The organism is Caballeronia sp. HLA56, from assembly GCF_054655155.1.
In genome coordinates, this window is the sequence record NZ_BAAHOB010000003.1 from 353,585 (window position 1) to 379,085 (window position 25,501).

Here is a 25,501-nt window from a genome sequence, read left to right on the forward strand (position 1 = left end):
GAGTGATCACGTCATCGCGGACGGTGATTCATTCTACGACCGTTTAAGCAGATACGACTATGCTTCGATCGGCGAGCCGTCCTTGCGCACGAACCGGCCATCGGCGTTGGCACTCATCATGTCGATGTCGGAACACGTGGTGAGATCGGGCCACGCGCGCGAGCCGACTTCGAGATACACGGCCATTTCCCGCGACCGGTTGATCATGTGATGCCCGTTGCCCGTGCCCTTGGCGAACGCGGCGCAATCGCCCGCACGCAACATGGTTTCGCCTTCGTCTTCGATCAGCACGAGTTCGCCCTGCAGCACATATACGAACTCGTCCTCGTGCGAATGCCAGTGACGCTGACTCGACCAGCTTCCCGGCGGCAAGTGCATCAAATTCACGCCGAAGTCCGTCAAGCCTCCAGCATCGCCAAGACGCCGACGGATGCGCGCGGCGCATGGTTGATCGTAAGGCGGTGGATAGCCAGAGCCTTGGTGCTCGGGCACATTGGCAAGATCGATTTTCGGCATGATGCGGCTCCTTTGGAAAGTCGCGGAAAAAGCGCTTGTGCAAGGGTGTAGAAAGAATACGCTACGATGCACGTTTTCTTCGCGCAAGCCCGCCGTATCTTCGTGACCGCTTCTGAATTCAAAGCCCTGGCGCGCGCATTCCTCGTTCGCCTTGCCGTCGAGCTTCGCCCGCATGCGCGTGTGCGCACGCTGCTGCTATTGCCCGCGCTTTTCGTGCTCTATGTGCTGGTGCTGATTCCCTTCACGCCCGGCATTCGCGATCTGCGCCGCGCGAAGGTGGATCAACCCGCGCAAATCTATTCCGCCGATGGCAAGCTGCTCGCCGAATTCAAGCCAACGCATCGCGAATGGGTGAGCCTCAAGGACGTCTCGCCGCAGGTGATCGACGCGCTCATCGCCACTGAAGACAGGCGATTTCATGAGCATCATGGTATTGACTGGCGACGCACGGCATCGGCCGCGCTGCATACGTTCAAAGGCCAGAAACAAGGCGGTTCCACGCTTACGCAGCAGCTCGCGCGCAATCTTTATCCCGATGACATCGGCCGCTCGCAGACGCTCACGCGCAAAGTGAAGGAGGCCATCACCGCGTTCAAGATCGAAGCGGTCTATTCGAAGGAAGAGATTCTCGAAACGTATCTGAACACGGTGCCGTTCTTGTATAACGCGTATGGCATCGAGATGGCCGCACGCACTTACTTCGATAAATCCGCGAGCGAACTCGACGTGCTCGAAAGCGCGACGCTTATCGGCATGCTGAAGGGCAACAGCTACTACAACCCTGTGATCAACCCTGAACGCGCGCTCGACAGACGCAATATCGTGCTCGGGCAGATGGTGCGCTTCGGCCATCTCGCGCCTGCGAAGCTCGAAGCGTTGCAGAAGAAGCCGTTGCGCATCGACTTCGAACGTCAGACCGAGGAGCCGGGACGCGCGCCGCATTTCGCGCAACAGTTACGCAAGTGGCTGATCGCGTGGGCCGACGACAACGACTTCAACATCTATTCCGATGGTCTCGTCGTGCGCACGACGCTCGACTCGCGTTTGCAGACGATGGCCACGCATTCGCTTACGTGGCAAGGCAATCAGTTGCAGTCCATCGCCAATGCGGCTTGGGGCGGGCGCGGTGGCTGCGCGAATGCGAACGCGGACCTTGCACATGCGTTCATCCGCGAGACGAGCGAGTATCGCGTGGCGCGCGATGGCGGAGCGAACGACGCCGACGTCATCAAGAGCCTTAGCGCGAATCGCACGTTCATGCAGGCGTTATGCGAGAACAAGACGCGCGTGCAGGCCGGCTTTTTAGCGCTAGATCCGCGCAACGGGCAGATCAAGGCGTGGGTCGGCAGCCGCGACTTCACGCAAGACCCGTTCGATCATGTGCAACAGGCGCGCCGTCAGCCGGGCTCGACATTCAAGCCGTTCGTGTACGGCGCGGCCTTCGCGCGCGGCTCGAAGCCCACGGATACGATCATCGATCAGGCGGTGGAGATTCCCATCAAGGGCGAGGAAACCTGGCGTCCCACCGACGATTCGCCGCCAAGCGGCCGGCCGGTGAGTCTGCGCGACGGCATCGCGTATTCGAAGAACCGCATCACCGCGCAACTGATGCAGCAAGTGGGTCCGGCGCGCGTGGCGCGACTCGCGCGCGACATGGGCGTGCGCGAAAGTCATCTCGACGTGGTGCCTTCGCTTGCGCTCGGCACGAGTCCGGTGACGCTCAAGGAGATGGTGGCGGCTTACGGCACCATCGCCAACGACGGCAACTACATGGAGCCGCTGCTCGTGACGCGCATCGAGAACAAGGATGGCGAGGTGCTCGCGCAATTCGAAAGCAAGCCGGAACGCGCGCTGTCGGTCGATGCCACGCGCAAGCTCGTCGACGTCATGCGCGATGTCATCAATCGCGGCACGGGCACGCTGATCCGCACGCGCTTTGGCATTCGCGGCGACGTCGCGGGAAAGACCGGCACGACGCAAGACAACGCGGACGGCTGGTTCATCCTGATGCAGCCGCAACTCGTGGCGGGCGCTTGGGTCGGCTTCAACGACAGCCGCGTGACCTTGCGTAGCGATTACTGGGGACAAGGCGCACACAGCGCATTGCCGATGATCGGCGACTTCACGCAACGGGCGATGCGTTCGCATCTGATCGATGCCCGTGCACGCTTCGATACGCAGGAAGTGCCGGGCATGTGGGACATCATGGCGACGCGTGTGAAGACGTGGTTTGCCGAGACGTTTTCGAAAGCGCCGAAACCCGCGCAGACGCCTCAGCACGCACCGCGCGCGCGTCGTTCACCCGCCACGCGTACCGCGCCCGCTGCTGAAGTCACGGAAGAAAAAGCGCAGCCGCCCGTCTTCGACACATTGCCGCCGATACTTCCCGCGCCTGCGGAACCGGCCTCGCCGACACGTCAGGAATAAGGTTAGCAAACGTTCTCTAAAGTTTCCTTGTACCGCTCCGTTAACTCGGATGTCTCCTGACATGACCGCGTGAATCATGGCGTCCGCCTCTCCGGCGGCAATTCCTGCCATATCGCACAGACGCGCTCGGGTCTTATCCTCAAGGAATTCTTGCAATGATGAAAACGTTGGTCGCGCTTGCGGCGGGTATCGCCGCGCTTTCCGCCCCTCTCGCGCACGCACGCGAAATCTATGGACAAGTCGGCACCGAAGGCGTGGGTATCGGCTATTCGGAACCGCTTGGCACGCGCGATAACGTGCGCGCCGAATTCAACGGCATCGCCTTCTCGCACAACTTCAATGCGGGCGGGCTGCATTACGACGGCACCGCGCACATCTATCACGGCGGTCTTTATCTCGACTTCTTTCCCGCACCGAACACGGTGGCCTTCCGCCTGACCGCTGGCGCGCTGATCGGCGGCGACAACGTGGACGCCGTCGCGACGAGCCCGACCGACACCTACACGTATCACGGCACAACCTACAACGTGGCCGGCGAGCAGATCCACGCGAAGGCGCGATTCCCGACCGTGCGCCCGTATGTCGGCATCGGCTTCGGTCACACGCCGGTGGCGCAGAAAGGCTTCTCCGCGTTCTTCGATGCAGGCGTGGCTTTTGGCCGTCCGCATGTCGATTACGACGTGCCCGCCGAAGTCGTCGCGATCACTGGTCAGGCTTTCGTCGATCAGGAAAAGCAGGACTTGCAGGACAAGGCCGACAAGTTGCGCTTTTATCCGATCGTCAAGGTCGGCGTGACGTATCGCTTCTAAGCGGCTTTCGCTTCAGATCCACAAGTCGTTCGGCACCGTGCGCTCGTTTCGCGAGTCGCCGGTGTTGACGACGCCGCGCGGCTCGATCAGCATGATCTTGACTTCGCGCGCGGCATGGGGTTTGTGCTCGACGCCCTTCGGCACGATTCCCATCTCCCCTGCTCTCAGCACCATCTCGCCATCGCGAAAGTCGATGCGCAATTCGCCTTCCAGCACGATGAACGTCTCGTCGGTATCGGCGTGCGCGTGCCACAGGAACTCGCCTTCCAGACGCGCGACCTTGAACTGATAGTCGTTCATTTCAGCGATAACGCGTTGCTGCCAGAAGCCGTCGATCAAACGCGCTTTTTTTAATGGATCGATGGCGGCGCGCTGGCCACGTGTAGCTTCGGCTGTCGCTGCGTGTGTTTGCATGATGCGGCTCCCTGACGATGAATTCGTTCAAGGCTACCGCTGTCACACCTAAAGAGTCTTGAACGATCGTGCAAGCTCTAACGCGTACTAACACAGGCCCGCCAACGCGCGGGCGGCATGCCGAAGGTGCGTGTGAATTGCCGCGTCATATGGCTTTGATCGGCGAAACCGGCGCTCGCGGCGACATCCGCCAACGATGCGCCCGTGAGCACGAGACGGCGCGCGACATCGAGACGGCGCATTGTCAGATAGCGGTAAGGGCTCGTGCCGAAAAAGAGCCTGAAATCGCGCGACAAGCTGTAGCGGTCGCGTCCCGTCGCGCGTTCGAGTTCCTCCATCGTGACGATACGATCGCAATTGGCGAGCAGAAAGTCTTTCGCCAGCACGGCGCTTGCGTAGTCGCCCGTGTCGCGCGAGGTGGTCACGCCCGCTGCTTGCGCCAGCGCGAATGCGAGTTCGGCGAGCGCATCGTTTTGTGCGAGCGGTTCGCGCAGCGTCTGTGCGAGCAGCGCTTCGGTGGCGGCGCTGACGCGCGCATCCATCGTCGTTCCACCGGCGATGAACGGCAACGCGCGACCGCCGAGCGCGGCCTGGATCATCGCGGGTTCGACATAGAGCATGCGATACCGAAAGCCATCGCCGGTGCCGGCGTGGCCGTCATGTGCTTCGTCGGGATGAAGCACCATCGTCTGGCCGGGCAAGCTGTGACGCAATTCGCGCCGGTAATTGAAGCTCTGCACGCCCGTCATGGTGCGGCCGATGGCATAGGTGTCGTGCCGATGCCAGCCGTATGCCTTGCCGCCGAAAAAGGCTTCGATCCGTTCGATGCCCGCCGATGATTCGGCATGGCGGACCCAGTCGGAATTCTGTGGAGCGGTGCGTCGGTTCATGGTTGCGGCATCGCGGAGACGATACGCAATGATATGCCCGAAGGTGAAAAACGCCGCGCGAGACTGTTCGCGCGGCGCGTCGGCGCGATCAGCCGCCCAGTGCCGGATCGCTCAGGCTGTCCTTGCCCGTTTCGACGTGGCCCGCAAAGCGGCGCAGAAAGGCGCTGTCCGTGTCCACCTTGACCTCGATGTCGTACCAGCCGTGCGCGCTGCGCAAGTCGAGGTACAGCTGCGCGGTGTCGCCGCCTCGCACACGCTTGGTGATGGTCTTCGCGGCATCGTAGGCATTCACGATACTGAAGGTGCACGCGCCCGAGCCCTTGTTTTCCAGCCTCAATTGCAGGTTGCCGTTAGCGACGTCGTAGCCTTCCGCGACTTCCGGCGCGGCGTCATCGTGCGACCACCAGCCGCCATGTTGCGCCTTCGCCTTGCCCGCGACACGGCGCAAGAAACCGTTCGGCCCATGCACGACGAAGTCGAAGCTGCCATCCGCGTTTGCATCGATACGATCCGACAGGCGCTTGTGCGCTTCGACCGTGTAAGTGTGCGGAACAGCAGTACTGGCATTGCGATACAGCAAAAAGACCGCGCCTGCATCGCCCGTGTTGATGAAGTCGAACGACACCGCGCCCTTCGATGCATCCGGCTTCGAGCGCACGAACAATTCGTAAGGCAATGCACGCGACGGACGCACGCCGGGCTCTTGCACGGGCAGTCTCTGATCGACGGGCGGCAGCGGCACGTAATCCGGATGACGCGCCTTGTCGGGCGGAACGTAAGAGGTCGTGGCAGGCAGCGTCGGCAGCTTGCTGTTGGGATTACGGAAGTCGAACGCGGAGGTCAGATCGCCGCAAATCGCGCGACGCCACGGCGAGATATTCGGCTCGGCCAGTCCATGCGCGCGGCCGAAGCGCTTCTGAATGAAGCGGATCACCGACGTATGGTCGAACGTCTCCGAACACACCCAGCCGCCTCTGGACCACGGCGAGACGACGAGCATCGGCACGCGTGCGCCGAGGCCATACGGGCCGCTCGCATACTTCGCGCTGCCGGGGAAAATCTCGAGACTCGTATCGACAGTGGAAAGACCGTTCGCGTTCGATGAAGGCGGGAACGGCGGGACGATATGGTCGAAGAAACCATCGTTCTCGTCGTAGTTGATGAGCAGCGCCGTCTTGCTCCACACCTCCGGATTCGACGTCAGCACTTGCAGCACTTGATCGATGTACCACGCACCATAGTTCGCGGGCCAATTCGGATGCTCGGAGAAGGCTTCGGGCGCGACGATCCACGAGACTTGCGGCAGCGAGCCGCTCTGCACGTCGTTTTTCAGAATGGAGAAATAGTCGTCGCCCGCGGCGGCATTCGTGCCGCGCCGCGCCTTTTCATAGAGCGGATTGCCGGGCTGCGCGTTCTGATATTGCGTGAAGTAGAGAAGCGAGTTGTCGCCGTAGTTGCCGATATAGGCGTCGTCGGTCCAGCCCCACGAACCTTTCGAATCCAGTCCCGTGCCCTGATCCTGATAGACCTTCCACGAAATGCCCGCACGTTCCAGCACTTCGGGAAATGTGGACCAGCCGTAGCCCGCTTCTGCGTTATCGACCACCGGCCCGCCGCCCGTGCCGTCGTTGCCCACATAACCGGTCCACATGTAATAGCGATTCGGATCGGTGGATGTATTTGTCGAGCAGTGATACGCGTCGCAGATCGTGAAGGCGTCGGCGAGTTGATAGTGGAACGGAATGTCGTCGCGACGCAGATGCGCCATCGTCGTCGTGCCCTTGTACGGCACCCACTGATCGTAAAGACCGTTATGGAACGCGCCCTGTCCGCTTACCCAGTCATGCGGCAAGTCCTGCAGAAACTGCAAGCCGAGATTCGATGCGCCCGGATGAAACGGCAGTACTTCGCCCGCACCCGCCGCGATAGGCTGGTGATAAACCGGCTTGCCGTTCGGCAGCGTGACGGCGGCTTTATCGCCGAATCCGCGCACGCCGCGCAAGGTTCCGAAGTAATGATCGAACGAGCGGTTCTCCTGCATCAACACGACGATATGCTCGATATCCTCGATCGAGCCATGTCGCTGATTCGCTGGAATGGCAAGCGCCTGGCGAATGCCGAGCGGCATTACGTTGAGCGCTGCCGCTGCGCCTGCGGCCTCCATCGCCGTGCGCAGAAATTCACGTCGGTTCTTCGTCATTTGAGTAGTGGGGAAGTAGAAGGGATGCTAGTCGACCGTATGGATCACCGGGGTTGCGAGCACTTCCGATGAAGCCCGCGCAATACCTCTTTGCTCGGCTTGCACCGGAGCACCGGACGTGGCTTGTTTCGCCCAGTCCTCGAGATCGCTCGTTGCGTTTGTCGTGGGCGCTTCGCTGCTGGCTGCTGAGACGGATGCCGGCGGCTTGATGTCGGTCGAGTTCGAATCGCCGCAGGCACTCAGGCCAACGATTGCGCAGGCGCAAATAGCGAAGCGCGCCACGCTGAAGTAGCGACGTGATGAAGTCGACATGATCTGGCTCCCGCAAAGCGCGTGAAGGTCTCACAGCGCCGGGAAGCTTATCGGTCGCTTATGTAAGCAATATGACGATTCTTTCCCGCATCATTCAATCTCAAATGTAACGAGGTCGATACATCTCGGCCATTTGGTAGATTGCTTAGTTTTCCGATTTATTAATTACCGGATTAGAAATGTTCCCACTGATGATATGACCAAGCAAAAATGGCTGGTCGGTGACGGAATAATGCGTAAAAAATGTGACATCGGTTTACATCGAGTTCTGGAGGCAGTACTCTTTCGACCGCTGCAGGAGTTTCGGCAAGCCTTGCCGAAGCAGCGGGAAAATCGGTAAATCTTCAACAGCAACATTGCTGTTCGCAGTGCGGTACACGGGCGGGCTGCCATGACTGGCGGACTTCGCGCGTATCTCCTCGATCGTTTTGCACGACCTTCGACGAGCCTTTGAAGACATGCGCTTCACAGGCTGTCATCCGTCGGGCAGCGGCAGGCATGAGCCGCATCAGCACATACGTATTGCCGCCGCGGTTGCCCGCCAACGTTTATCCGTCTGGCGCAGGTCAGCCCCTTTTCAACTGCAGAAACGAATCGTTCGTTCTGCTAACGACCGTTCGCATCCCGTAGTAATGGGACATGTGGTTGGCGGTCGTCGAGGCATCCATCCTGCCGCATGCAGCATCGGCAAGCGCCTTTTCGCGCATGGACGCCCATACTTTCATTAGTACGCCGAAATCTTATGAAGAAACTTACATCGCTTCCGGTTTTTCCTTACTTCGCCACGCCTAAGGCCACGGTAATCGCTGCAGCCGTCGCGACGAGCCTGTTGCTCGCGGCATGCGGCGGCAGCAGCGACAGCGCGGTGGATGCCGCCACGGGCAAGAGCGCGTCCGAGCTCAAAGCCACGTCGAAAGCCGCGAACAATGGCTCTATTTTCTACGGCATGAACGGCCACAACAACGGCGGCGGCGCCTACGACGCATCCAGCCCGCAGCAACAGTTGTCGCAATTGCAGGATTTGGGCGCGAAGATTTATCGCAACGAGGTATACAACCAGGCATCCGCGACGAAGCTCGCCGGCATTGCAAAGACGATGGCCGACGGCGGCGTGACGGTGTATCCCGTGATGATGATGGGTATCGACTTCAACAGCGAAGACGACGCCTACAACGCCGCGTTCACGCTCGGCCAGCAAACGGCCAACGCGTATCACTACCCGTACTACGAGATCTCCAACGAACTCGAAGCCAATACGCTGAATGGCAACGTCGACGGCGTTTTCTGGCAGCAGTACAACAACCACCAGTATCAGGTTGCACGCGGTGTCATTCGCGGCCTGATTGCGGGCGTGCGCTCGGTGGATAGCGGCGGACAGATCGTGCTTGGCGGAACGTGGCTGCACTACTCGTTCTACCAGATGCTCGCGGACGGCTCGCAACCTGACGGCACATGGGGCCATCCGACAGTCAGCTGGGACATCACCGCATGGCACTGGTATTCGAACGAAGGCGACATCACGAACGCATGCGGCGGCACGGGCTGTCACGATGTGCTCGCCGTGCTTCACAACATGGGCAAACCGATCTGGATCAACGAGTTTGGCGTGCGTCCGAACTATGGCTCGGATCAGCAGATCGCGTCGTATCTGACGGGCAACGACATGATGGCGCAGTTCGTGAGCGTGGCGTCGAAGTACAACATCCAGTCGATCCAGGCGTACGAGCTATACGACGACAGCGAAGGCAACTACGGCATGCTGCAAGCGGACGGCAAGACGCAGAAGGACGCGTACTGGGCCTACCGGAGCTTCGTGCAGAGCAACCCGAGGTGATGCAGAGAGCGGGCGGACCATGCCGGCTTCAGAAGTCGGCCGGTCTGCCCGCGCCGAAACCCTTGTTCGCCCACGGCGGTGCACGGCCCACGCTGCCGTTGATACCGGCGGCGCGTGCAAGGATCGCCTTGGTGCCGGGCGTAACCGGCATGGTGTGCAGCAGGGGGATGTTGACCCAGCGCACCTCGTCGACGCCCTGCCCCGGATTCGTGAACAGCCGAGCATCCGCTGGAATGGCGACGCGAAAAACATGATGCAGATGCTGCGCGGATACGTGCTGCCACATAAAGGCCGCCGCGCTCGCCTCGGCGCCGGTTCCCTCGTGCAGTTCGCGGATCGCCGCGGCCATCACCAACTCGTTATGCCTTACTTCACCGCCCGGCAGATACCACGGGCCACCGCGTTGCCTGACGAGCAACACCGCGTCATGGCGAACCACCAGCACAGTTGCGCGAACCCTCATTGTCCCCGTCTCCCAGTCGTGATTTGCATGCTTGCTTTGGCCGCGCTCGTCTGAGAATGATTCCAGATTCGGCGGGCATCGTTTCTTTTAACGCAGAACGTGCATGCGATGCAATCCGTGACGCCGCTATGGCCGTCATATTGACCGAAAGTAACTTGATATGAGGCGTATTTGCCGGGTCTTGCGGCTTGTTATGCAAACACGGCGGACGGAACGTTGCACAACAGTTTGAAGCACGCGCCAGTTGCGCCATAATGCGCGCACCCTCACGAGCCGCCGCCGCAGAGACCATGATGTTTAAGCCGATCCTGCTCGTCGAGGACAACCCGAATGACCTCGAACTCACGCTGCTTGCGCTTGCAAAGACCCATCTCGCCAACGACATCGTGGTGGCGCGTGACGGCCAGGAAGGCATCGACTATCTTCTTGGCGATGGCGAGTGGCGCGAACGCGTGCCGGGCAATCCCGCCGTCATCCTGCTCGATCTGAAGCTGCCGAAAATCGACGGACTCGAATTGCTGCAGCTGATCCGCGCGAACGCGTCGCTGAAAACCATCCCCGTCGTCATGCTGACTTCGTCGCGCGAAGAACGCGATCTCATCCGCAGCTATGAACTCGGCGTGAACGCCTACGTCGTAAAGCCGGTCGAGCTTGCCGAGTTCTTCCGCGCGATTAGCGATCTGGGGATGTTCTGGGCCGTGCTCAACGAGACGCCGCCCGGTTCGCCCCGCCGCGAACCATAAGGCTCAACCTCCGCCGTTCGACGCGCCGCTGTCTTTCACCGTCGATCCGAACCGATCTGGAATCTCTTTTTCGAAGGTTTTGAGGTAGCGCGCACGGGCGGCGCTCGCCTCGACACCGAGCATCGGTTCATATGGTGCCGACGCGCTTCCCTGCGCCTGCATGGCAAACCACGCGCTGGCGGCATCGCCTATTCTCGCTTCTTGCTCTTCCGAAAAGACAGCGCCCGCGTTCGTTACCAGCGCAGCGCCCATCAAGCTGAATATAAGCCGTTTCATTTTTGAATATCCGCGTTAAACATAAATCCGGACGCACGTGCCAAATCAACGCGCGCCAATATATGTTTTATCGGCTATTTCAAGCGAAAAGACAGGATTTACAACGAGACAAGTCTTTAAAAACGGAAATCGGTAAAAACGAAGTAAGTGTTAACCATGCGGTCCAAAAATTTCCACAAAAAACCTAATGTCCTCAACTTGACGGCCGTAATCAAAAATATGAAGTCCGGTTGCGGTTCCGCCAGCAGCATGCCGAACTCGATAACCGTTACTTCTAGTCGTCCGACATAACGGGCGAGAGTAATACCAGAGCTTTAGTAGAGAGGCTTGGGCATTAGACGAAGCGTCTGCGCACACACAAACTTCGGATCCGTCAACTGAGAGAGGCGGCTACCGATGCAGACGAAGACTCCCGTGCACCGGGCAGAAGACAGCAAAACGTAGAACCCGAGGATCATCATGACGCACTTCTTCAAGCGCTATCTCAAGGATACGCGCGGCATTACCGCCATCGAATACGGCCTGATCGCCGGCGTACTTGCGCTTGGCATCATGACCGCTGTCGGCGGCCTTGCCGGTCAACTCGAGACCACTTTCAACAGCATCACGGCCAAGCTAGCGACCGTCCATTAAGTCCGGACGTCGTACTCCCGCCATTTCCGTCGGGAAGCGCCTTGCCGTCGATGAACCGCGATCACAAGTCGCGGTGGTCCGTGCACGCCTGTAGCCATTCCGCAGGCCGGCGCGCGTTTTATTTACGCGCAATCGAATCTCCGATTTCATCCGCGCGCAAATGACGTGCTTTTAAAAAGCGGCATTCAAACCGGTATTTGCTCGATGCAATTACCACGGATAGCCGTCGAATCAAAAATATATATCTGAGAGAAAAATGAAGACATCCAGTCTCAAAGGCGAAACCATTCGCATGACCGGGGCAGCCGCGGCCGTGGCCCTGCTTCTGGCGTTGAGCGCCTGCGGGGGCTCGGGCTCGGTCAACAAATCGACGGGCGGAGCAGCCAGCCATCCGGCTGCCACCGCTTCGACCGACGGCACGCAGCAGGAGCATCCCACCACCGGCGCACGCGATACCAGCACCGCGTCGAACACCGACGCAAACGCCACGACAATCGAAGCCAGCGCAGGCGGTACTGTCGGCGCGACGGTCAAGACCGGTACGGGCGGCGGTAACGGCGGTGGCGGTAACGGTAATGGCGGTGGTGGTAACGGCGGCGGAGGCGGTGGCGGCGGCAATGGTGGCAACGGCGGCACGCCCACCGTCACGCCGCAGCCGGTCGCGCAAGTGGTCGACAAGGCTAGCAACATCGTGACCGCCGCAGGCGAAACCGTCACCGGTCTCGGCACGGCTGTTGGCGGTGCGAAAGTGCCCGGCCTCTCCGACGGCACCACCAAGAACCTCGGCGGCGTCGTTCAAAACGTGGGCGCGGCGGTCTCGACGCTCGGCGACGGCGTGGGCAATGGCATCGGCTCGCTTGGCTCCAACCCGAACGCAGTCGGCACGACCGTGACGAGCGTCGGCAGCGTGGTGCAAAAACTCGGCGATGCCGTCACGAGCGGCGGAAACGCGGTCACGAGCCTCGGCAGCGGCCCGCTTGCTCCGCTCGCCGCCATTACGACGCCCGTTGGCGCGCTCACGAGCGGTGTCGGCGGCGTGGTCTCGCAAACCGGCGGCAATCTGACGGCCGTGTTGTCCAGCGCACCTGTCCAGCAACTGACGACGCAAGCGACGACCGCCATCGCTCCGATCACCTCGATGATCGGCACCGCGACGCAGACCGTTGGCACGGCAACCGGTGTCGGCGCACCTGCCGCTGGTCTTTTGACTGCGCTCGGTTCGAACCTCGCCGCGGGCGGCCAGAAGCTGACCGCGAGCTCGAATCCGGTCACGTCCGGCACGGGCACGCTGGTTTCGGCTGTCGGTACGACGGTCGCGACCACGGGCACGCTCGTCGGCGGCAAACCGGCAACGACGCTCGGCACTTCGCTTGGCAACACCGTCACCGGCGTGACGACTGCAACCGGCACCACACCGGTCGCGGGCGTCGTGAGCGGTGTCGTATCCACCGTGGCGGGCACCGTCAACACCGTGACGTCATCGCCTGCGGCGACCTCGCTGCTGGCTCCGGTCACGACCGTGGTCAGCACGGTGCTCGCGCCGGTCACGAGCGGCGTAAGAACCGCGCCCGCGACGACGACCGCGCCCGCAGCCGCCGCCACGACCACGACGGCAACTGTCACTGCTGGCGTGGGCGCAACGGCGAGCACGGGTTCGACCAACGGCGGCGTCGTGGGCGGCCTGCTGACGGGCGTCACCACGACGCTCGGCGGCGCGCTCGGCGGCCTGCGTCGCTAAGTCGAAGCAACGAAGCACGAAGCAAGACACGCAGCCTCGCGATCCTGCAAATCACCGCAACTTCGCGAGGCGTGCGTCGCGCGATCAACAGTCAGACGACATACGAAGAGAATCGGAACTGAAATGGGTACCTGGAAAACGACCGCACTCGTGGCCGCACTCGCAATGACGCAGATTGCGCACGCCCAGACACCGGCCGCCGCGCCGCGCTCGAGCGTCGGCAGCAACCCGCTCGACGCTTTACCGCAAGTGAACGCTCCGGCGCGACCGCCCTCGGTCGAAGTCGAAGTCAAGGCGCCGCAACAACAGCTTCAGGAGCTGCTCGCGCGGCACATCACGCCATCGTCGATTCAGATCGAAGGCGTGAAGTCGATTCCCTTCGATGAAGTCGCCAAACGTTTCACGTCGTTCGTGGGCACCGACATCACCATCGGGCAACTGGTGGAAACCGCGAACGGCGTGACCGCGCTCTACAAGGAACGCGGCTACGCACTCTCGTTCGCGTTCGTGCCAGCGCAGACCTTCGAGAAAGGCGTCGTGCGCGTGACGATCGTCGAGGGCTACGTATCGGACATCAAGATCAAGGGCGAGCCCGGCAATCTCGAGAAGCGCATTCGTGCGATCGCAGAGCGCATTGCCGCCGACCGTCCCTTGCGTCAAGCCACTTTCGAGCGCTATATCAACGTGCTCGGCATGATTCCCGGCGCGAAGATCGATGCCACCGTCGCGCCGCCGCAGAACACCAACGGCGCCACGACGATGGAGCTCAACGTCACGCGCAAGCGCTTCAACGTGAGCACGGGTATCGACGTGAATCATCCGGGGCTGCAGGGCATTTTCAGTGCGACGGAGAACGGGCTGCTGGGACTCGGCGAATCGATCACGGCATCCGCGCTCGCACCGAAGGGCCGCAACGATTCGACTTACTACGGCATCAATGCGATGGCGCCCGTCGGTTCCGATGGCTTCGCAATGAAAGTCGATGCCTCGCACTACTACGGCCATCCAGTCGATAACCCCGGCCTGCCTTCGTATATCGAACGCACGGTGGTGAACGACAAGCTCGCGCTGTCGGCGATCTATCCGTTCATTTTGAGCAACTCGAAGAGTCTGCTCGGCACGGCGACCGTGTACGCCACGCATGACGAAGACCGCTTGAAGAACATGATTGTCGCGGGCAATCCGCAACTTACGCAACGTTCGCAAATTCGCGTCGCGCAGTTGTCGCTCGACTACACCGGCATTCAGACAGGCGTCACGCGTCGTGTGAATGTTCAGATAGCGAAGGCATTCGATGTGCTCGGCGCATCGAAGACGGCGGAAAGCAACATCGTCGGCCTGCAACTGCAGAACCCGGTTTCGCTGACCTTCCTGCGCACGGGCGCCACCTACACGCAGACCAACGACTGGCCGTTCAAGATCGGCACGGTGGTCGCCATGACGGGGCAGTTCTCGCCAGATACCTTGCCGACCTCCGAACAGATTTCGTTCGGTGCACAGCGCTTCGCGCTGGGTTATCAACCGGGCGAAGTGTCGGGCGATTCGGGCTGGGGCGCGTCCTTCGAAGTGAACCGGCCGCTGCCACTCGAATGGGCGTATTTGAAATCGCTCACGCCGTATGCATCCGTCGACATGGCGCGCATCTTCCTGCATGGAGGTACGCCGACGCCGCGTCGCTTGTCTTCGGTGGGCATCGGCTTCCGCATTTCGGATGCGAAGCACTACAACATCGACCTCTCGGTGGCGCGTGCCATAGGCGATGCGCCCATCGAAAGTTCATCGCGTAGTCCGCGTGTCAACGCGACATTCTCGTACCAGTTGAATTGAGCGATAAGGCCTGTTTCTACGGCGTTTATCGCGCTCAAGGACAGGTACTCAGTACCGTTAAGTAGTTATTAGCAGTCGAACATAACAGAGCATTGGCGAGCAGAGAACCATGAACGACACCACGATCCGAAACACGCACGACGAATCGACCGCAAGTCGCTTCGTGCCGCGTTTCGCGCGTGATGAAGAAGGCGCCACGGCCCTCGAATTCGCGATCGTGTTTCCGCTCTTCTTTCTCATCTTCTACGCGATCGTCACCTATAGCCTCATCTTCGTCGCGCAGCAGTCGCTCACGCTCTCGGCGGAAGAAGGTGCGCGCGCCGCGTTGCGTTATCAGCGTGGCGCGACCACCGCGGCGCAAGCGCTCGATCTACGCACAGCTGCAACCTGCACCACGGCTAACGGCCTGAAGAACTGGCTCGGCTCTGCATCGACGTGTACGGCAAGCCGCGCGCCGTGTACCTACGACACGACGATGCAATGCGTCGCCGTCGCGCTGTCTTACGACTACGCATCGAATCCGCTCGTACCGACGCTGCCGCTTTTATCGCTAGCGTTGCCGGCGAAACTCACGGCGAACGCGAGCGTGCAACTCAATCCCGACAGCGTGCTTTGAACGCTGACTTTTTTTGAAGAACCGATGTCATGGCCAACGTTTCCCGCATCATTGCAATCGCGCTGTTCGCGCTGGCTGCACTGCTCGGCCTCTATGCCGTCACGTTGACGCGCGCCGCGCCCGCGTCACGCGCGCCACTCGTCATGCCGGCCGGTTCGCCCGCGGTGACGGTGATCGTCGCGGCGCACGATCTCTTGCCCGGCAAGGCGCTCACCGCCGACGATCTCACCATGCAGGCGCAAGCCGTTCTGCCCAGGGATGCATTTAGTTCGGCATCCATATTGCTTGGCCGTGTGCCGGTTGTACGCGTCCCGGCTGGCAGCGCGTTGACCGATGGTGTGCTCGCGGGCGGACTCACGGCGGCTATAGAACCGGGCGAGCGCGCAATCGCGATTCGCGTCGACGAATCGAACGCGGTGAACAATCTCGTGAAGCCGGGCGATGCCGTCGATGTCTTCGTCGTGCTCAAGCGCGATTCCGTGACGGACGGAGAAATCCCCGCGAGCCACGCACGCTTGCTGCTTTCGAAAGTGCGCGTGCTCGGCTTTGGCGACAGCGTCATCGCGGGCGATGCGGCCACTAATGCCGCTAACGCCACCAACGCAACGAACCATGCAACGGCCGCGCGTACCGCCGTGCTCGGCGTGCGCGTCGACGACATCGACACGCTCACGCTTGCAGAAAACAGCGGCCGTCTCTTGCTCGCGCTGCGTAACCCCGCCGATACGGCCAGCACGGACTCGCAGGCACGCAATGCATCCGCTCAGTCGCCGATAGCGCGCGCTGCGGCGGGCGTCTCGCTCGCGACACTTTCGGGCGGCACATCGCGCCCTGCGCCACCAGCTTCCGCGATGCTCGCCGCCGCGCCGATGCTCCCGCCGCTTCCCGCCGCGCTCGCAACCGGCGGTGCAGTTGCGTCGCGCAAGGTCGCGTCGGCGAGCGGCATCGAAGTCATTCGCGGCTCGCATAGCGAAACCGTGTCGAACCCCTGATTGGCCATCGAGATCATGTATCAACTTCCTCTTTCCCGCGCCGCGCGTCGTATCGCATTCACCTGCGCACTCTCGATGCTTGCGGCAACGCCCGCCGAAGCGCGTCATTCGCACGCGTCCTCGAAGAAGCCGAACGCACAGAAGCCGCAGACGACGCCAAACCAGTCGCCCGCGCAAGCCGAAGCCATCAAACTGACCAGCGGCGCACAGAAGCCGCTCATGCTGGGACGCGCGTTGCAACGCGTCGCCGTGGGCGATCCAGCCGTCGCGGACGTGCTCGTGCTGAAGGGCAACGACGGCGTGATGCTGGTCGGCAAAGCGCCCGGCAACACCGACGTCATGCTGTGGGAACCAGGCCGCAAGACGCCGCTCACCTGGCATGTGCAAGTCGAGTCTCAAGCAAGCGCGGCACTCGTCGATGGCGCGACGCCCACCGTCAACGTGCTCGGCAACACGGCGCTCGTGCAAGGCTCGGCCGCGACGATGGAAACGCATGAACGCGCGGTCGCGGCGGCGAAGGCGTCGGTGGGCAAGGACGGCGCGGTCGTCGATACCTCCATCGTTGCCACCAAGAGCGTCGTTCAGGTCGATGTCAAAGTGGTCGAGTTCAGCAAGTCGGTGTTGAAGGAAGCGGGCTTCAACCTGTTCTCGCAGAACAACGCCGGCTTCGCGTTCGGTACGTTCGCGCCGAGTTCACTCGGCAGCGCGTCGCGCAATGCGGGCGGCACACTCGATGTCACGTCCGCCTCGCCCATCGGCGCCGCGTTCAACCTGCTGCTCAATTCGAGTTCGCGTGGTCTGTTCGCCAATCTGAGCCTTCTGGAAAGCAATAATCTCGCGCGCGTTCTCGCGCAACCGACGCTCGTCGCGCTCTCCGGACAAAGCGCCAACTTCCTCGCAGGCGGTGAAATTCCCGTGCCGGTGCCGCAGTCGCTCGGCACCACGACCATCACGTACAAGCCGTATGGCGTGGGTCTCACGTTGACACCGACCGTGCTCGGACCGCATCGCATTGCGCTCAAGGTCGCGCCCGAAGCAAGCCAGCTCGACTTCGCACACGCCATCACGCTGGATGGCGTCTCGGTGCCGGCGCTCACCACGCGCCGCGCCGAAACCACCGTCGAACTCGGCGATGGCGAGAGCTTCGTGATCGGCGGACTCGTGGATCGCGAGACCGCATCGAACGTGAGCAAGGTGCCGCTGCTCGGCGATCTGCCGATCATCGGCACGTTTTTCAAGACTTTGCAGTACTCGCAGACGGATCGCGAACTCGTGATTCTCGTCACGCCGCATCTCGTCACGCCTATCGCGAAGGGCGCAGCCGTGCCGCCGTTGCCGGGCGCGTCCGAGCAACGCGACGGCAACGTGTGGCGCAGCTTCGCGGCAGGCGCGGCATCCGATGACGAAGCACCGGGATTCTCCAAATGACCGCAGCCACGCAAAGCTTCGCGCCTGAAGCCGTATCGGCGGATGAGCGCGCACGCCCTCGACTTCTGTGTGCAAGCGCGCAACCCGGACGCATCGCGCGTCTCGCCGCCGCGCTCGCCACGGTAGGCGAAGTCATGCTCGCCTCGACCGTTGCGGCGCAACTCGTGCAAGAGATTGCATCGGCCGCGCCCGCGCTCGTGTTCATCGACTTCGATACGCCCGTGGAAGCCACGATGCTCGTCGCCGAGGTTCATCGCGCGTTTCCATTGCTGCCCGTGATCGCGCTCGGTTCGGAAGCCGTCGGTGAAATCGCGCTTGCCGCAATGCGCGCGGGCGCACGCGATCTGCTCGACATCGAACCCCGCCACGCGACGCCCGAAGCCATGCAGATCGCCGCCTTGCGCGCGCTCGACATGGTGAGCCGCATCATGGCGCAAGCATCGGCAATGAGCGCGCCTGCAAGGCGCGGCAAGCTCACGGTACTGCTCGGCGCACGCACGGGCGCGGGCGTCAGCACGCTTGCGGCGAACCTTTCGGTGCTGCTGCAAAAACGCCTTGGCAAACGCAACCAGGGCGCGGCGCTGCTCGACCTCGGCCTGCCCGCCGCCGACAGCACGCTGCTGCTCGACACGCGCAGCGAACTGCATTTTCACGACGCGGTGCACAACCTGCGCCGCTTCGATGAAACCTTCGTGCATACCGCATTCGCGCGTCACGCGAGCGGCCTTGCGTTGATGACGCTGCCCGCCGATCTCGCCGAGATGCGCACCGTCTCTTACGCGGCCGCGGTCAAAACGCTCGAACGCTTGCGCGCGTTCTTCGATCATCAGGTCGTCGATCTCGGTGGCTTTTCGAATCTCGAATTCGTGAGCCATCTGATCGAAGCCGCCGACACGCTCTGGCTCGTCTGCGATGCCAACATCGCGTCGGCGGTATCGGCGGCGAGTCTTTGCACGGCGCTCGAAAGCGCGCGCGATGCCGAAAGCACGAGTCATCGCAAGCCGGAACTCATCGTCAACAAGCACGATCCGGCCTGCAATCTCGGACCCGAGGCGCTCGCCGCGCGTCTTGGGCTGCCGCTCGTGGCGACGTTGCCCGCGCGTGCGCAAGCACTCGTGCGCGCGGTGAATCAAGGTCAATTGCTCGGCGATACCGCGCCCGCCGATCCCTACGTCCGCGCCGTCGATGCCCTCGCCGCGCAACTCGCGGGAGAGCCCGTGCGCGCGTCGAACGATGTCGCGCCCGCAAGCCTCGCCCGTTTGTCGGCCAGACTTTTCAAGCGAGCCTAAGCGATGATCTCTTCCTTCGATCAGGATGTTGCCTTCGCGAGCGAAGCAGGCCCCGAAACCGTGGCCTTCGCTCACTCGCAACAGTTCCAGGATGTGGCGAGCGCCGCGCACGAGCATCTGCTTACGCGCATCGAGGAATTGGGCGCCGAGTTCGGCCGCTGGTCGCGTCAGGCGATTCAACAGTTCGTCGATACGGAAATGGACAGCTTCGTGCGGCAACGGCGCATACCGCTCAACGAAAGCGAAGTGCGCCTGGTCGCCGCCGCGTTGACTAAAGAGCTCGCAGGTTTCGGTCCGATAGAAGACTTGCTCGCCGATGCCGCCGTGGAAGACATCCTCATCAACGGCTATAGCGATGTCTACGTGTCGCGTCACGGCATGCTCGAAAAGATTCCCGTGCGCTTTGCGGACAACGCGCACCTCTTGCGCATCGTGCGGCGGATTCTCGCGCCCATCGGCCGACGGCTCGACGAGTCGAACCCGATGGTCGATGCGCGCCTGCCCGATGGCGGCCGCCTGAACGTGATCATCGAACCGTTGTCGATAGACGGACCAGTAATCTCCATCCGCAAGTTTCGCCGCGACCCTTTGCGTCCCGACGATCTGCTAGCCAACGGCACGTTCGATGAAAACATCTCGGCGGTGCTGACGGCTGCCGTCGAAGCGCGCTGCAATATTTTGGTCTCGGGCGGCACGAGTTCGGGCAAGACATCGCTGCTCAACGCGCTCGCGTTCTTCATTCCGAAGCACGAACGCGTCGTGACTATCGAGGACACGGCCGAGTTGTCGCTCAATCATCCGCATGTGGTGCGGCTCGAAAGCCGTCCGGGCGGCTTCGATGGCGCGGGCGTCGTCGCTATCCGCGATCTCTTGCGCAATACGTTGCGGATGCGGCCGGACCGCATCATCGTGGGCGAAGTGCGCGGCGGCGAAGTGCTCGAAATGCTTCAGGCGATGAACACCGGCCACGATGGCTCGATGGGAACCGTGCACGCGAGTTCGCCGCGCGAGTGTCTTTATCGACTGGAGATGCTTGCGGGTTTTGCCGGCTTTCAGGGCACCGAAGCCAGCTTGCGCCGGCAGATCGCCAATGCCATCGACTTCATCGTGCAAATCGGGCGGCTCTCGAACGGCAAGCGGCGCATTCTCTCGGTGACGGAAGTGACCGGCCTGTCAGACGACATCATCGCGACGCAAGAGCTTTATCACTATGAAGCGGTCACGTCGGCGGATGGCGTCGATACGGACAACTGGGCCTCGCTCGGACTGCAACCGCATTCACCGAAGCTCGCGAAGTTCCGTCAGTCGCTTGCCGCCTTGACGCGCGCCGAAGACTTCCCGCCGCAAGAAGGCCGCTTCAATTTCAGCGGAGGCTTCGGTGTCTAGCGGAATCGCACTCGTCTGCATGATCGCCGTGCTGTGCGCCGCAAGCGGCATGCTGCTGTGGATGCGCGGCTTGCAAAAACGCGACGCACGCCTCGCGCAGCATTTCTTCACGCGTCAGATGCAAACGGCAGGTACGCAGACACCGTTGCCGCCGCTTTCCGCGCGCGTGGCGCAAGCGCAGCATCGGCAAGCGGGTGAAGCCGTCGCGCCGCGCAGCGACGTTCATCGCGCGATAGAGCGCGTCATGGGCGAACTCGGCGCGCTCTTTCACCGCGCAAGCGTGCGCAAGCCGCGCGCGGCGCTCACCATGTGGGCGGCGTTCACTGGCGTGGCGGCGCTCGTATGCTGGACGCGTATCGGCATGGTGATGGCGCTCGTTGCCATCGCGATGTCGGCGGTCGGCTTCTACGCGATCCTCACGTGGCGCGCGCAGAAACGCAATCAGCGCATCGTGCGCCAGTTGCCTTCGTTTCTCGAAGGCATCGTGCGGCTCGTGACCATCGGCAATAGCGTTCCGGCGGCCTTTCAGGGCGCGGCCGCATCCGCCGACGATCCATTGCGCGAGTGCCTCGAACAGGTCATGCCGCGTCTGAAGGGCGGCGCGGATATCGATCAGGCGTTGACGGCCGTCGCGCGCATGTATCGCGTGGAGCAGTTCGAACTGATCGGCTCGGTGTTGCGCATCTCGGTCAAATTCGGTGGCCGCTCGGACGTAATGCTCGAACGCATGGCCGCGTTCATGCGCGATCTCGAACAGGCGGATCGTGAACTCGTCGCGCTATCCACCGAGACGCGGCTTTCGTCGTGGGTACTCGGCTCGCTGCCGGTCGGACTCGGCGCCGCGATCATCCTGCTGAACCCCGCCTATTTCGATGCAATGTGGACGGACGTGCTCGGCAAGAAGCTCGTCTACGGCGCGTTCGCTCTGCAGACGCTCGGCGCGTTCCTGCTGTATCGCCTCGCGCGTCTGCGCGATTGAAACAACACATGGACAACAGCATCGTGCCCGCTCAATTCGTTATCGCGCTTGCCGCCGTCGCCGCCGCACTCGGTTGCGTGCTTATCGGCGTGAACGCGTTCTCGCGGACCTTACGCTCGCGCCGCGCGTCCGGCGTGCTCGAACGCGCGCTCGACCGTCAGAGTGCGCCCGTGCAAAAAGACGACGCAAACCGGCGACCATTTCCGCGCTTTTTCTCGCTCACGGGAATGGCTCATGTCGTCGGCTCGAAGTGGCTCGAATCGCGGCTCGGACGGATGATCGTCGCCGACGAAGACCGCCGCCTGCTCGACCGCTGCGGCCATACCGATGCAAGCTCCCGCGCCCGCTTTCTCGCCGCGCGGCTCGTTGCATCGTTCGTGCTACCGGCCTTCGTGGTGTTCGCATCGCACGGCAATGTGCACGGCTCGCGCTTCATGCTGACGTGCTTCGCCGCGCTCCTCGTAGGCTTCATGGCGCCGAAGTGGTATGTGAAGCGCAAGGCAACGAAGCGGCAACGGTCGATCATCGGTGAATTGCCAATGTTCGTCGACCTGTTGCGCATTCTTCAGGGCGTGGGGCTTTCGCTCGATCAGAGCATCTCGGTCATCGTCAGCGACTTTGCCAAGGTGATGCCGATTCTCACGCAGGAACTCGCGCTCGCGCAACGGCAATACGCGACAGGCCGCACGCGTGAGCAGGCCATGAAACGCCTTGCCACGAGCTACGAAAGCGACGATCTCGCCGCCGTGCTGCGCCTCATGATTCAAATCGAACAGCATGGCGGCGCGGTGCAGGAACCGCTGCGGCAATTCGGCGACCGGCTGCGCGAAATGCGCCGCACGGGCCTGCGCGAACGCATCGGCAAATTGACCGTGAAGATGACGGGCGTGATGGTGCTGACGCTCTTGCCCGCGCTTCTCATCATGACGGCGGGGCCGGGCTTCATCGCCGTATTCCATTCGCTGGCCGGCTTGCACAGGTAACGCGGCCAACCTTTTCAACGAGATCAGACATGAACTTCACGACCCACGCGCGCATCGGCGCCATTCTTCTCTGTGCCTTGCTTGGCGCATGCGCCTCGAAGCAGGATCGCGGCTATGGTCTCGGCGCGCAGGCCGAGCACGAAGCAACGCTCGAACGCACGAACCGTGAGAGCGCGTTGCCCGACACGCCCGGCATGTATCTGGCGTTGATCGACAAGATGCAGAGCGAAGGGATGTTCTATGCATCGCTCGCGCATATCGACGCTTACGAGAAGCGCTTCAACCGCTCCGCCGATTCCACCTTGCGCCGCGCCGATGCATTGCGGCAGACGGGACAAGCGGCCGCGAGCCGCACCGCGTACGAAGCGCTTTTGTCGACGCCGCTCGCCGCGCGTGGCTATCGCGGACTGGGCTTGCTGTCGGGTCAGTCAGGCGATTTCGACGCGGCCGCCGCGCAATTCGCGCACGCCTCCGATCTCGCCCCGACCGATGCGCCGATTCTTTCCGATCTTGGTTATGCACTGCTGCGTGCAGGCGACGTGGAAGGCGCGCGCGTGCCGCTGATGAAGGCGTCCGAACTCGCGCCGAACAGCACGAAGACCATGAGCAATGTGGCGTTGTATCTGCTCGCGAGCGGTCAGGCGGCGAATGCGCAGAGCCTGATGACGCAGCAGAAATTCTCGCCGAACGCGCAGCAGGCCATTGCCGACGATGCAAAGCGCGTCGCGGATGCGGCGCGCTCGCATCGCCCGGCAAGCATGGCGAGCGCAGCGCTGTGAGGAACTACGCCGCGGCGCTGACGGCCGCCATGCGCCGCGCCGCGAGTTCGGCTTCGGCCGATATGGGCGCGAAGCGAAAGCCGTTGCGGCCCTTGCGCTTGGCTTCGTACATGGCGCGGTCGGCTTCCGCGAGCATCGTTTCCGTGGATGTCGCATAACCTGCCGCGCACATCGCGATACCCACGCTCGTGCCGAGCTGCGCCTCGCGCTGACCCAGATCGAACGTCTTGCCGATAGCGCGGCAGATATCCTGCGCGATACGGCTGCAAGCACTCGCCGATGCAATGTCGCGCGCCAGCAAGACAAACTCGTCGCCCGCGAGGCGGCAGACCAGATCGGTCGCGCGCGTCGCTTTCTTCAGGCGGTGCGCGACTTGTCTCAGCAAGGCATCGCCCGCGTCGTGACCGTACTGGTCGTTGATGGCTTTGAAACCGTCGAGGTCCATGAAGAAGAGCGCGAACGGAATTTCTTCATCGCGCGCGGAGTGCACCGCCAGCGACAGCTGCTCTTGTAACGCGCGGCGGTTCGGCAGGCCGGTCAATGCATCGAGCATGATTTCCGAATGCATTTGATTCTCGCGCTGCTTGCGCTCCGTGATGTCCTGCGACATCACATAGAAGCCGACCACCTTGCCGCGCTCCATGTCGGGAATATAAGTCGCGCTCCACACACGTCCGGATTCCACGTTGTAGACGATATCCTCATGCGTCACGCGCTCGCCTGCCAGCACGCGCTGGAACAGCGGATAACTGCGCTCGAAAACTTCATCGCCCACGGTCTCGCGAACAGACTTGCCGCGCAGCGCCATGGGATCGAAGCCGAATACATCGCGATACACCTCGTTGTTGAAGCGGTAGCAGAGATTTGCATCGACGTGAGCGATCAGAATCGGCAGGTTGTCCGTGATCGTCTGCAACGCCATGCGGCTGCTCGTCAGTTCGCAGGTGCGTTCGAGTACGCGGCGTTCGAGTTCCTGCTGATAGTCGCGCAAAAGCTGCTCGCTATGTTTGCGGCTCGTGATGTCCTGCATGACACTCACGAAGTGGCTCGGCGTGCCGTCGTGATCGCGCAATAGCGCGACGCTCAGGTGAATCCACACGGTGCCGCCGTCTCGTTTGCGATAGCGTTTTTCAAGCGAATAAGTTTGACGCGCACCACTCAGCAGTTCCGCGACGAGTTGCAAGTCGGCGGCAAGATCCGCTTCTTCCGTGATCTCCTGGAAGGTCATGTGCACGAGTTCGCTCGCGCTGTAGCCGGTGATCTCGCACAGCTTCGGATTCACTTCGATGAAGCGCCCGTCGAGATCGACGATAGCCTTGCCCGTCGGCGTCTGCTGGAAGATCGTATGGAAGCGCGTTTCCGAAAGCCTCAAACGGCGGCGGTCGTTCTCCTGGACTTCGCGCGTATCGCGGGCCGCTTCGCGTTGCACGAGTTCGCGCTCGACTGTCGCCGCCAGATCGCACAGCGCGGCACGCAGATTGGCGGACAACGTGCGCGGCTTCGTATCGATAGCGCAGAGTGTGCCGAGCACGAGACCTTCGGCCGAACGCAGCGGCACGCCCGCATAAAAGCGCACGAAGGGCTCGCCCGTGACGAGCGGATTGCTCGCGAAGCGTTCATCCGCGAGGGCATCATCGACGACGAGAAGCGCCTCGGAATGCACCGCATGCGAACAGAACGATACGTCGCGCGCGGTTTCGCACACGTCGAGCCCTACTCGCGACTTGAACCACTGCCGGTGTCCATCGACGAGCGACACCAGCACGATAGGCACCTGCAACAGCTCCGCGACGACGCGCGTAATGCGGTCGAATACTTCTTCTGGCGGCGTATCGAGCACGTCGATACTCCGCAATAATCGCAGCCTCTTTTTTTCGTTCGCGGGCAGCGGCGCTACATGCCATGTATTCACGATCGGTCGAATGCTCGTTACGGTTGCGATAAACCGTTGCGCTGTCTGGCGACGC

23 protein-coding genes are annotated in these 25,501 nt (G+C 62.0%); 15 read left to right on the forward strand and 8 right to left on the reverse strand.

Annotation, left to right across the window (positions count from 1 at the left end; translation table 11 throughout):
* Positions 1-57: 57 nt before the first annotated feature.
* On the reverse strand, positions 58-516 hold the full coding sequence (locus tag ACYQ47_RS13560) for a cupin domain-containing protein (protein ID WP_244831903.1): 459 nt from the start codon (positions 514-516) through the stop codon (positions 58-60).
* A gap of 66 nt (positions 517-582) precedes the next feature.
* Between ACYQ47_RS13560 and ACYQ47_RS13565 the strand changes: the two genes are divergently transcribed.
* Both ACYQ47_RS13565 and ACYQ47_RS13570 read left to right on the forward strand, forming a co-directional pair.
* On the forward strand, positions 583-2,943 hold the full coding sequence (locus ACYQ47_RS13565; RefSeq protein WP_459905676.1) for a penicillin-binding protein 1A: 2,361 nt from the start codon (positions 583-585) through the stop codon (positions 2,941-2,943).
* A gap of 155 nt (positions 2,944-3,098) precedes the next feature.
* Positions 3,099-3,752: a hypothetical protein gene (locus tag ACYQ47_RS13570; RefSeq protein ID WP_244831905.1), complete on the forward strand. Its 654-nt coding sequence runs from the start codon at positions 3,099-3,101 to the stop codon at positions 3,750-3,752.
* Between the two features lie 12 nt (positions 3,753-3,764).
* Here ACYQ47_RS13570 and ACYQ47_RS13575 read toward each other — a convergent pair whose 3' ends face one another.
* The 4 genes from ACYQ47_RS13575 to ACYQ47_RS13590 all read right to left on the reverse strand — a co-directional run bounded on the left by ACYQ47_RS13575 (position 3,765) and on the right by ACYQ47_RS13590 (position 7,568).
* On the reverse strand, positions 3,765-4,166 hold the full coding sequence (locus ACYQ47_RS13575; protein WP_244831906.1) for a cupin domain-containing protein: 402 nt from the start codon (positions 4,164-4,166) through the stop codon (positions 3,765-3,767).
* A 77-nt stretch (positions 4,167-4,243) separates the two neighbouring features.
* A complete protein-coding gene (locus tag ACYQ47_RS13580) occupies positions 4,244-5,056 on the reverse strand; it encodes an AraC family transcriptional regulator (protein ID WP_250511410.1) in 813 nt (270 codons plus the stop codon).
* 88 nt (positions 5,057-5,144) lie between these two features.
* A complete protein-coding gene (locus ACYQ47_RS13585; protein ID WP_309846406.1) occupies positions 5,145-7,256 on the reverse strand; it encodes a phosphocholine-specific phospholipase C in 2,112 nt (703 codons plus the stop codon).
* A 27-nt stretch (positions 7,257-7,283) separates the two neighbouring features.
* Entirely contained in the window at positions 7,284-7,568 is a 285-nt protein-coding gene (locus tag ACYQ47_RS13590; protein ID WP_250467763.1) for a hypothetical protein, read from the reverse strand.
* Positions 7,569-8,310: 742 nt separating this feature from the next.
* Here ACYQ47_RS13590 and ACYQ47_RS13595 point away from each other — a divergent pair.
* Positions 8,311-9,402 carry a lipopolysaccharide biosynthesis protein gene (locus ACYQ47_RS13595; protein ID WP_244831910.1) on the forward strand — a complete coding sequence of 364 codons (1,092 nt, stop codon included), beginning with the start codon at positions 8,311-8,313 and terminating at the stop codon, positions 9,400-9,402.
* A gap of 28 nt (positions 9,403-9,430) precedes the next feature.
* Here ACYQ47_RS13595 and ACYQ47_RS13600 read toward each other — a convergent pair whose 3' ends face one another.
* Positions 9,431-9,865 (reverse strand): NUDIX domain-containing protein, encoded by a 435-nt coding sequence (locus ACYQ47_RS13600; RefSeq protein ID WP_250493819.1) that lies wholly within the window; start codon positions 9,863-9,865, stop codon positions 9,431-9,433.
* Between the two features lie 293 nt (positions 9,866-10,158).
* Here ACYQ47_RS13600 and ACYQ47_RS13605 point away from each other — a divergent pair, with 293 nt between their 5' ends.
* Positions 10,159-10,608 (forward strand): response regulator, encoded by a 450-nt coding sequence (locus ACYQ47_RS13605; protein WP_250468034.1) that lies wholly within the window; start codon positions 10,159-10,161, stop codon positions 10,606-10,608.
* A 3-nt stretch (positions 10,609-10,611) separates the two neighbouring features.
* On the opposite strand, the gene ACYQ47_RS13610 is transcribed toward ACYQ47_RS13605, so the two are convergent.
* On the reverse strand, positions 10,612-10,860 hold the full coding sequence (locus ACYQ47_RS13610) for a DUF3613 domain-containing protein (RefSeq protein ID WP_250493820.1): 249 nt from the start codon (positions 10,858-10,860) through the stop codon (positions 10,612-10,614).
* A 483-nt stretch (positions 10,861-11,343) separates the two neighbouring features.
* Between ACYQ47_RS13610 and ACYQ47_RS13615 the strand changes: the two genes are divergently transcribed.
* The 11 genes from ACYQ47_RS13615 (at position 11,344) to ACYQ47_RS13665 (ending at position 23,534) form a co-directional block, all read left to right on the forward strand.
* Entirely contained in the window at positions 11,344-11,517 is a 174-nt protein-coding gene (locus ACYQ47_RS13615) for a Flp family type IVb pilin (protein WP_244831914.1), read from the forward strand.
* 256 nt (positions 11,518-11,773) lie between these two features.
* Positions 11,774-13,255, forward strand: coding sequence for a collagen-like triple helix repeat-containing protein (locus ACYQ47_RS13620; RefSeq protein ID WP_459905678.1), 1,482 nt, complete (start codon positions 11,774-11,776; stop codon positions 13,253-13,255).
* Between the two features lie 111 nt (positions 13,256-13,366).
* Positions 13,367-15,082, forward strand: a complete 1,716-nt coding sequence (locus ACYQ47_RS13625) for a ShlB/FhaC/HecB family hemolysin secretion/activation protein (protein WP_404989381.1) — start codon at positions 13,367-13,369, stop codon at positions 15,080-15,082.
* Between the two features lie 109 nt (positions 15,083-15,191).
* The gene (locus tag ACYQ47_RS13630; protein ID WP_244831917.1) at positions 15,192-15,698 is read left to right on the forward strand and encodes a TadE/TadG family type IV pilus assembly protein; all 507 of its coding nucleotides are present in this window, start codon (positions 15,192-15,194) and stop codon (positions 15,696-15,698) included.
* 29 nt (positions 15,699-15,727) lie between these two features.
* The gene (gene cpaB / locus ACYQ47_RS13635) at positions 15,728-16,690 is read left to right on the forward strand and encodes a Flp pilus assembly protein CpaB (RefSeq protein WP_459905679.1); all 963 of its coding nucleotides are present in this window, start codon (positions 15,728-15,730) and stop codon (positions 16,688-16,690) included.
* Between the two features lie 15 nt (positions 16,691-16,705).
* Positions 16,706-18,118 carry a type II and III secretion system protein family protein gene (locus ACYQ47_RS13640; RefSeq protein ID WP_459905680.1) on the forward strand — a complete coding sequence of 471 codons (1,413 nt, stop codon included), beginning with the start codon at positions 16,706-16,708 and terminating at the stop codon, positions 18,116-18,118.
* Positions 18,115-19,407 (forward strand): AAA family ATPase, encoded by a 1,293-nt coding sequence (locus ACYQ47_RS13645; protein WP_250467768.1) that lies wholly within the window; start codon positions 18,115-18,117, stop codon positions 19,405-19,407. The genes ACYQ47_RS13640 and ACYQ47_RS13645 overlap by 4 nt, the downstream gene beginning before the upstream one ends.
* Before the next feature lie 3 nt (positions 19,408-19,410).
* Complete coding sequence (locus tag ACYQ47_RS13650) at positions 19,411-20,793, forward strand: CpaF family protein (RefSeq protein ID WP_459905681.1); 1,383 nt, start codon at positions 19,411-19,413, stop codon at positions 20,791-20,793.
* Positions 20,786-21,772, forward strand: a complete 987-nt coding sequence (locus tag ACYQ47_RS13655) for a type II secretion system F family protein (protein WP_250467770.1) — start codon at positions 20,786-20,788, stop codon at positions 21,770-21,772. The genes ACYQ47_RS13650 and ACYQ47_RS13655 overlap by 8 nt, the downstream gene beginning before the upstream one ends.
* Positions 21,773-21,780: 8 nt before the next feature.
* Positions 21,781-22,755, forward strand: coding sequence for a type II secretion system F family protein (locus ACYQ47_RS13660; RefSeq protein WP_250493825.1), 975 nt, complete (start codon positions 21,781-21,783; stop codon positions 22,753-22,755).
* 29 nt (positions 22,756-22,784) lie between these two features.
* Positions 22,785-23,534: a tetratricopeptide repeat protein gene (locus ACYQ47_RS13665; RefSeq protein ID WP_244831924.1), complete on the forward strand. Its 750-nt coding sequence runs from the start codon at positions 22,785-22,787 to the stop codon at positions 23,532-23,534.
* 4 nt (positions 23,535-23,538) lie between these two features.
* Here the strand turns inward: ACYQ47_RS13665 and ACYQ47_RS13670 are convergent, their stop codons facing one another.
* Positions 23,539-25,374, reverse strand: coding sequence for a diguanylate cyclase domain-containing protein (locus ACYQ47_RS13670; RefSeq protein WP_459905682.1), 1,836 nt, complete (start codon positions 25,372-25,374; stop codon positions 23,539-23,541).
* Between the last annotated feature and the right edge of the window lie 127 nt (positions 25,375-25,501).

Bases quoted from the DNA above. Each gene is read 5' to 3' on its own strand.
- ACYQ47_RS13600 (WP_250493819.1), bottom strand. From the start codon at position 9,865: ATGAGGGTTCGCGCAACTGTGCTGGTGGTTCGCCATGACGCGGTGTTG.
- ACYQ47_RS13580 (WP_250511410.1), bottom strand. From the start codon at position 5,056: ATGAACCGACGCACCGCTCCACAGAATTCCGACTGGGTCCGCCATGCC.
- ACYQ47_RS13650 (WP_459905681.1), top strand. From the start codon at position 19,411: ATGATCTCTTCCTTCGATCAGGATGTTGCCTTCGCGAGCGAAGCAGGC.
- ACYQ47_RS13560 (WP_244831903.1), bottom strand. From the start codon at position 516: ATGCCGAAAATCGATCTTGCCAATGTGCCCGAGCACCAAGGCTCTGGC.
- ACYQ47_RS13615 (WP_244831914.1), top strand. From the start codon at position 11,344: ATGACGCACTTCTTCAAGCGCTATCTCAAGGATACGCGCGGCATTACC.
- ACYQ47_RS13610 (WP_250493820.1), bottom strand. From the start codon at position 10,860: ATGGGCGCTGCGCTGGTAACGAACGCGGGCGCTGTCTTTTCGGAAGAG.
- ACYQ47_RS13595 (WP_244831910.1), top strand. From the start codon at position 8,311: ATGAAGAAACTTACATCGCTTCCGGTTTTTCCTTACTTCGCCACGCCT.
- ACYQ47_RS13565 (WP_459905676.1), top strand. From the start codon at position 583: ATGCACGTTTTCTTCGCGCAAGCCCGCCGTATCTTCGTGACCGCTTCT.
- ACYQ47_RS13665 (WP_244831924.1), top strand. From the start codon at position 22,785: ATGAACTTCACGACCCACGCGCGCATCGGCGCCATTCTTCTCTGTGCC.
- ACYQ47_RS13605 (WP_250468034.1), top strand. From the start codon at position 10,159: ATGTTTAAGCCGATCCTGCTCGTCGAGGACAACCCGAATGACCTCGAA.
- ACYQ47_RS13640 (WP_459905680.1), top strand. From the start codon at position 16,706: ATGTATCAACTTCCTCTTTCCCGCGCCGCGCGTCGTATCGCATTCACC.
- cpaB (WP_459905679.1), top strand. From the start codon at position 15,728: ATGGCCAACGTTTCCCGCATCATTGCAATCGCGCTGTTCGCGCTGGCT.
- ACYQ47_RS13570 (WP_244831905.1), top strand. From the start codon at position 3,099: ATGATGAAAACGTTGGTCGCGCTTGCGGCGGGTATCGCCGCGCTTTCC.
- ACYQ47_RS13590 (WP_250467763.1), bottom strand. From the start codon at position 7,568: ATGTCGACTTCATCACGTCGCTACTTCAGCGTGGCGCGCTTCGCTATT.
- ACYQ47_RS13660 (WP_250493825.1), top strand. From the start codon at position 21,781: ATGGACAACAGCATCGTGCCCGCTCAATTCGTTATCGCGCTTGCCGCC.
- ACYQ47_RS13645 (WP_250467768.1), top strand. From the start codon at position 18,115: ATGACCGCAGCCACGCAAAGCTTCGCGCCTGAAGCCGTATCGGCGGAT.
- ACYQ47_RS13630 (WP_244831917.1), top strand. From the start codon at position 15,192: ATGAACGACACCACGATCCGAAACACGCACGACGAATCGACCGCAAGT.
- ACYQ47_RS13585 (WP_309846406.1), bottom strand. From the start codon at position 7,256: ATGACGAAGAACCGACGTGAATTTCTGCGCACGGCGATGGAGGCCGCA.
- ACYQ47_RS13575 (WP_244831906.1), bottom strand. From the start codon at position 4,166: ATGCAAACACACGCAGCGACAGCCGAAGCTACACGTGGCCAGCGCGCC.
- ACYQ47_RS13620 (WP_459905678.1), top strand. From the start codon at position 11,774: ATGAAGACATCCAGTCTCAAAGGCGAAACCATTCGCATGACCGGGGCA.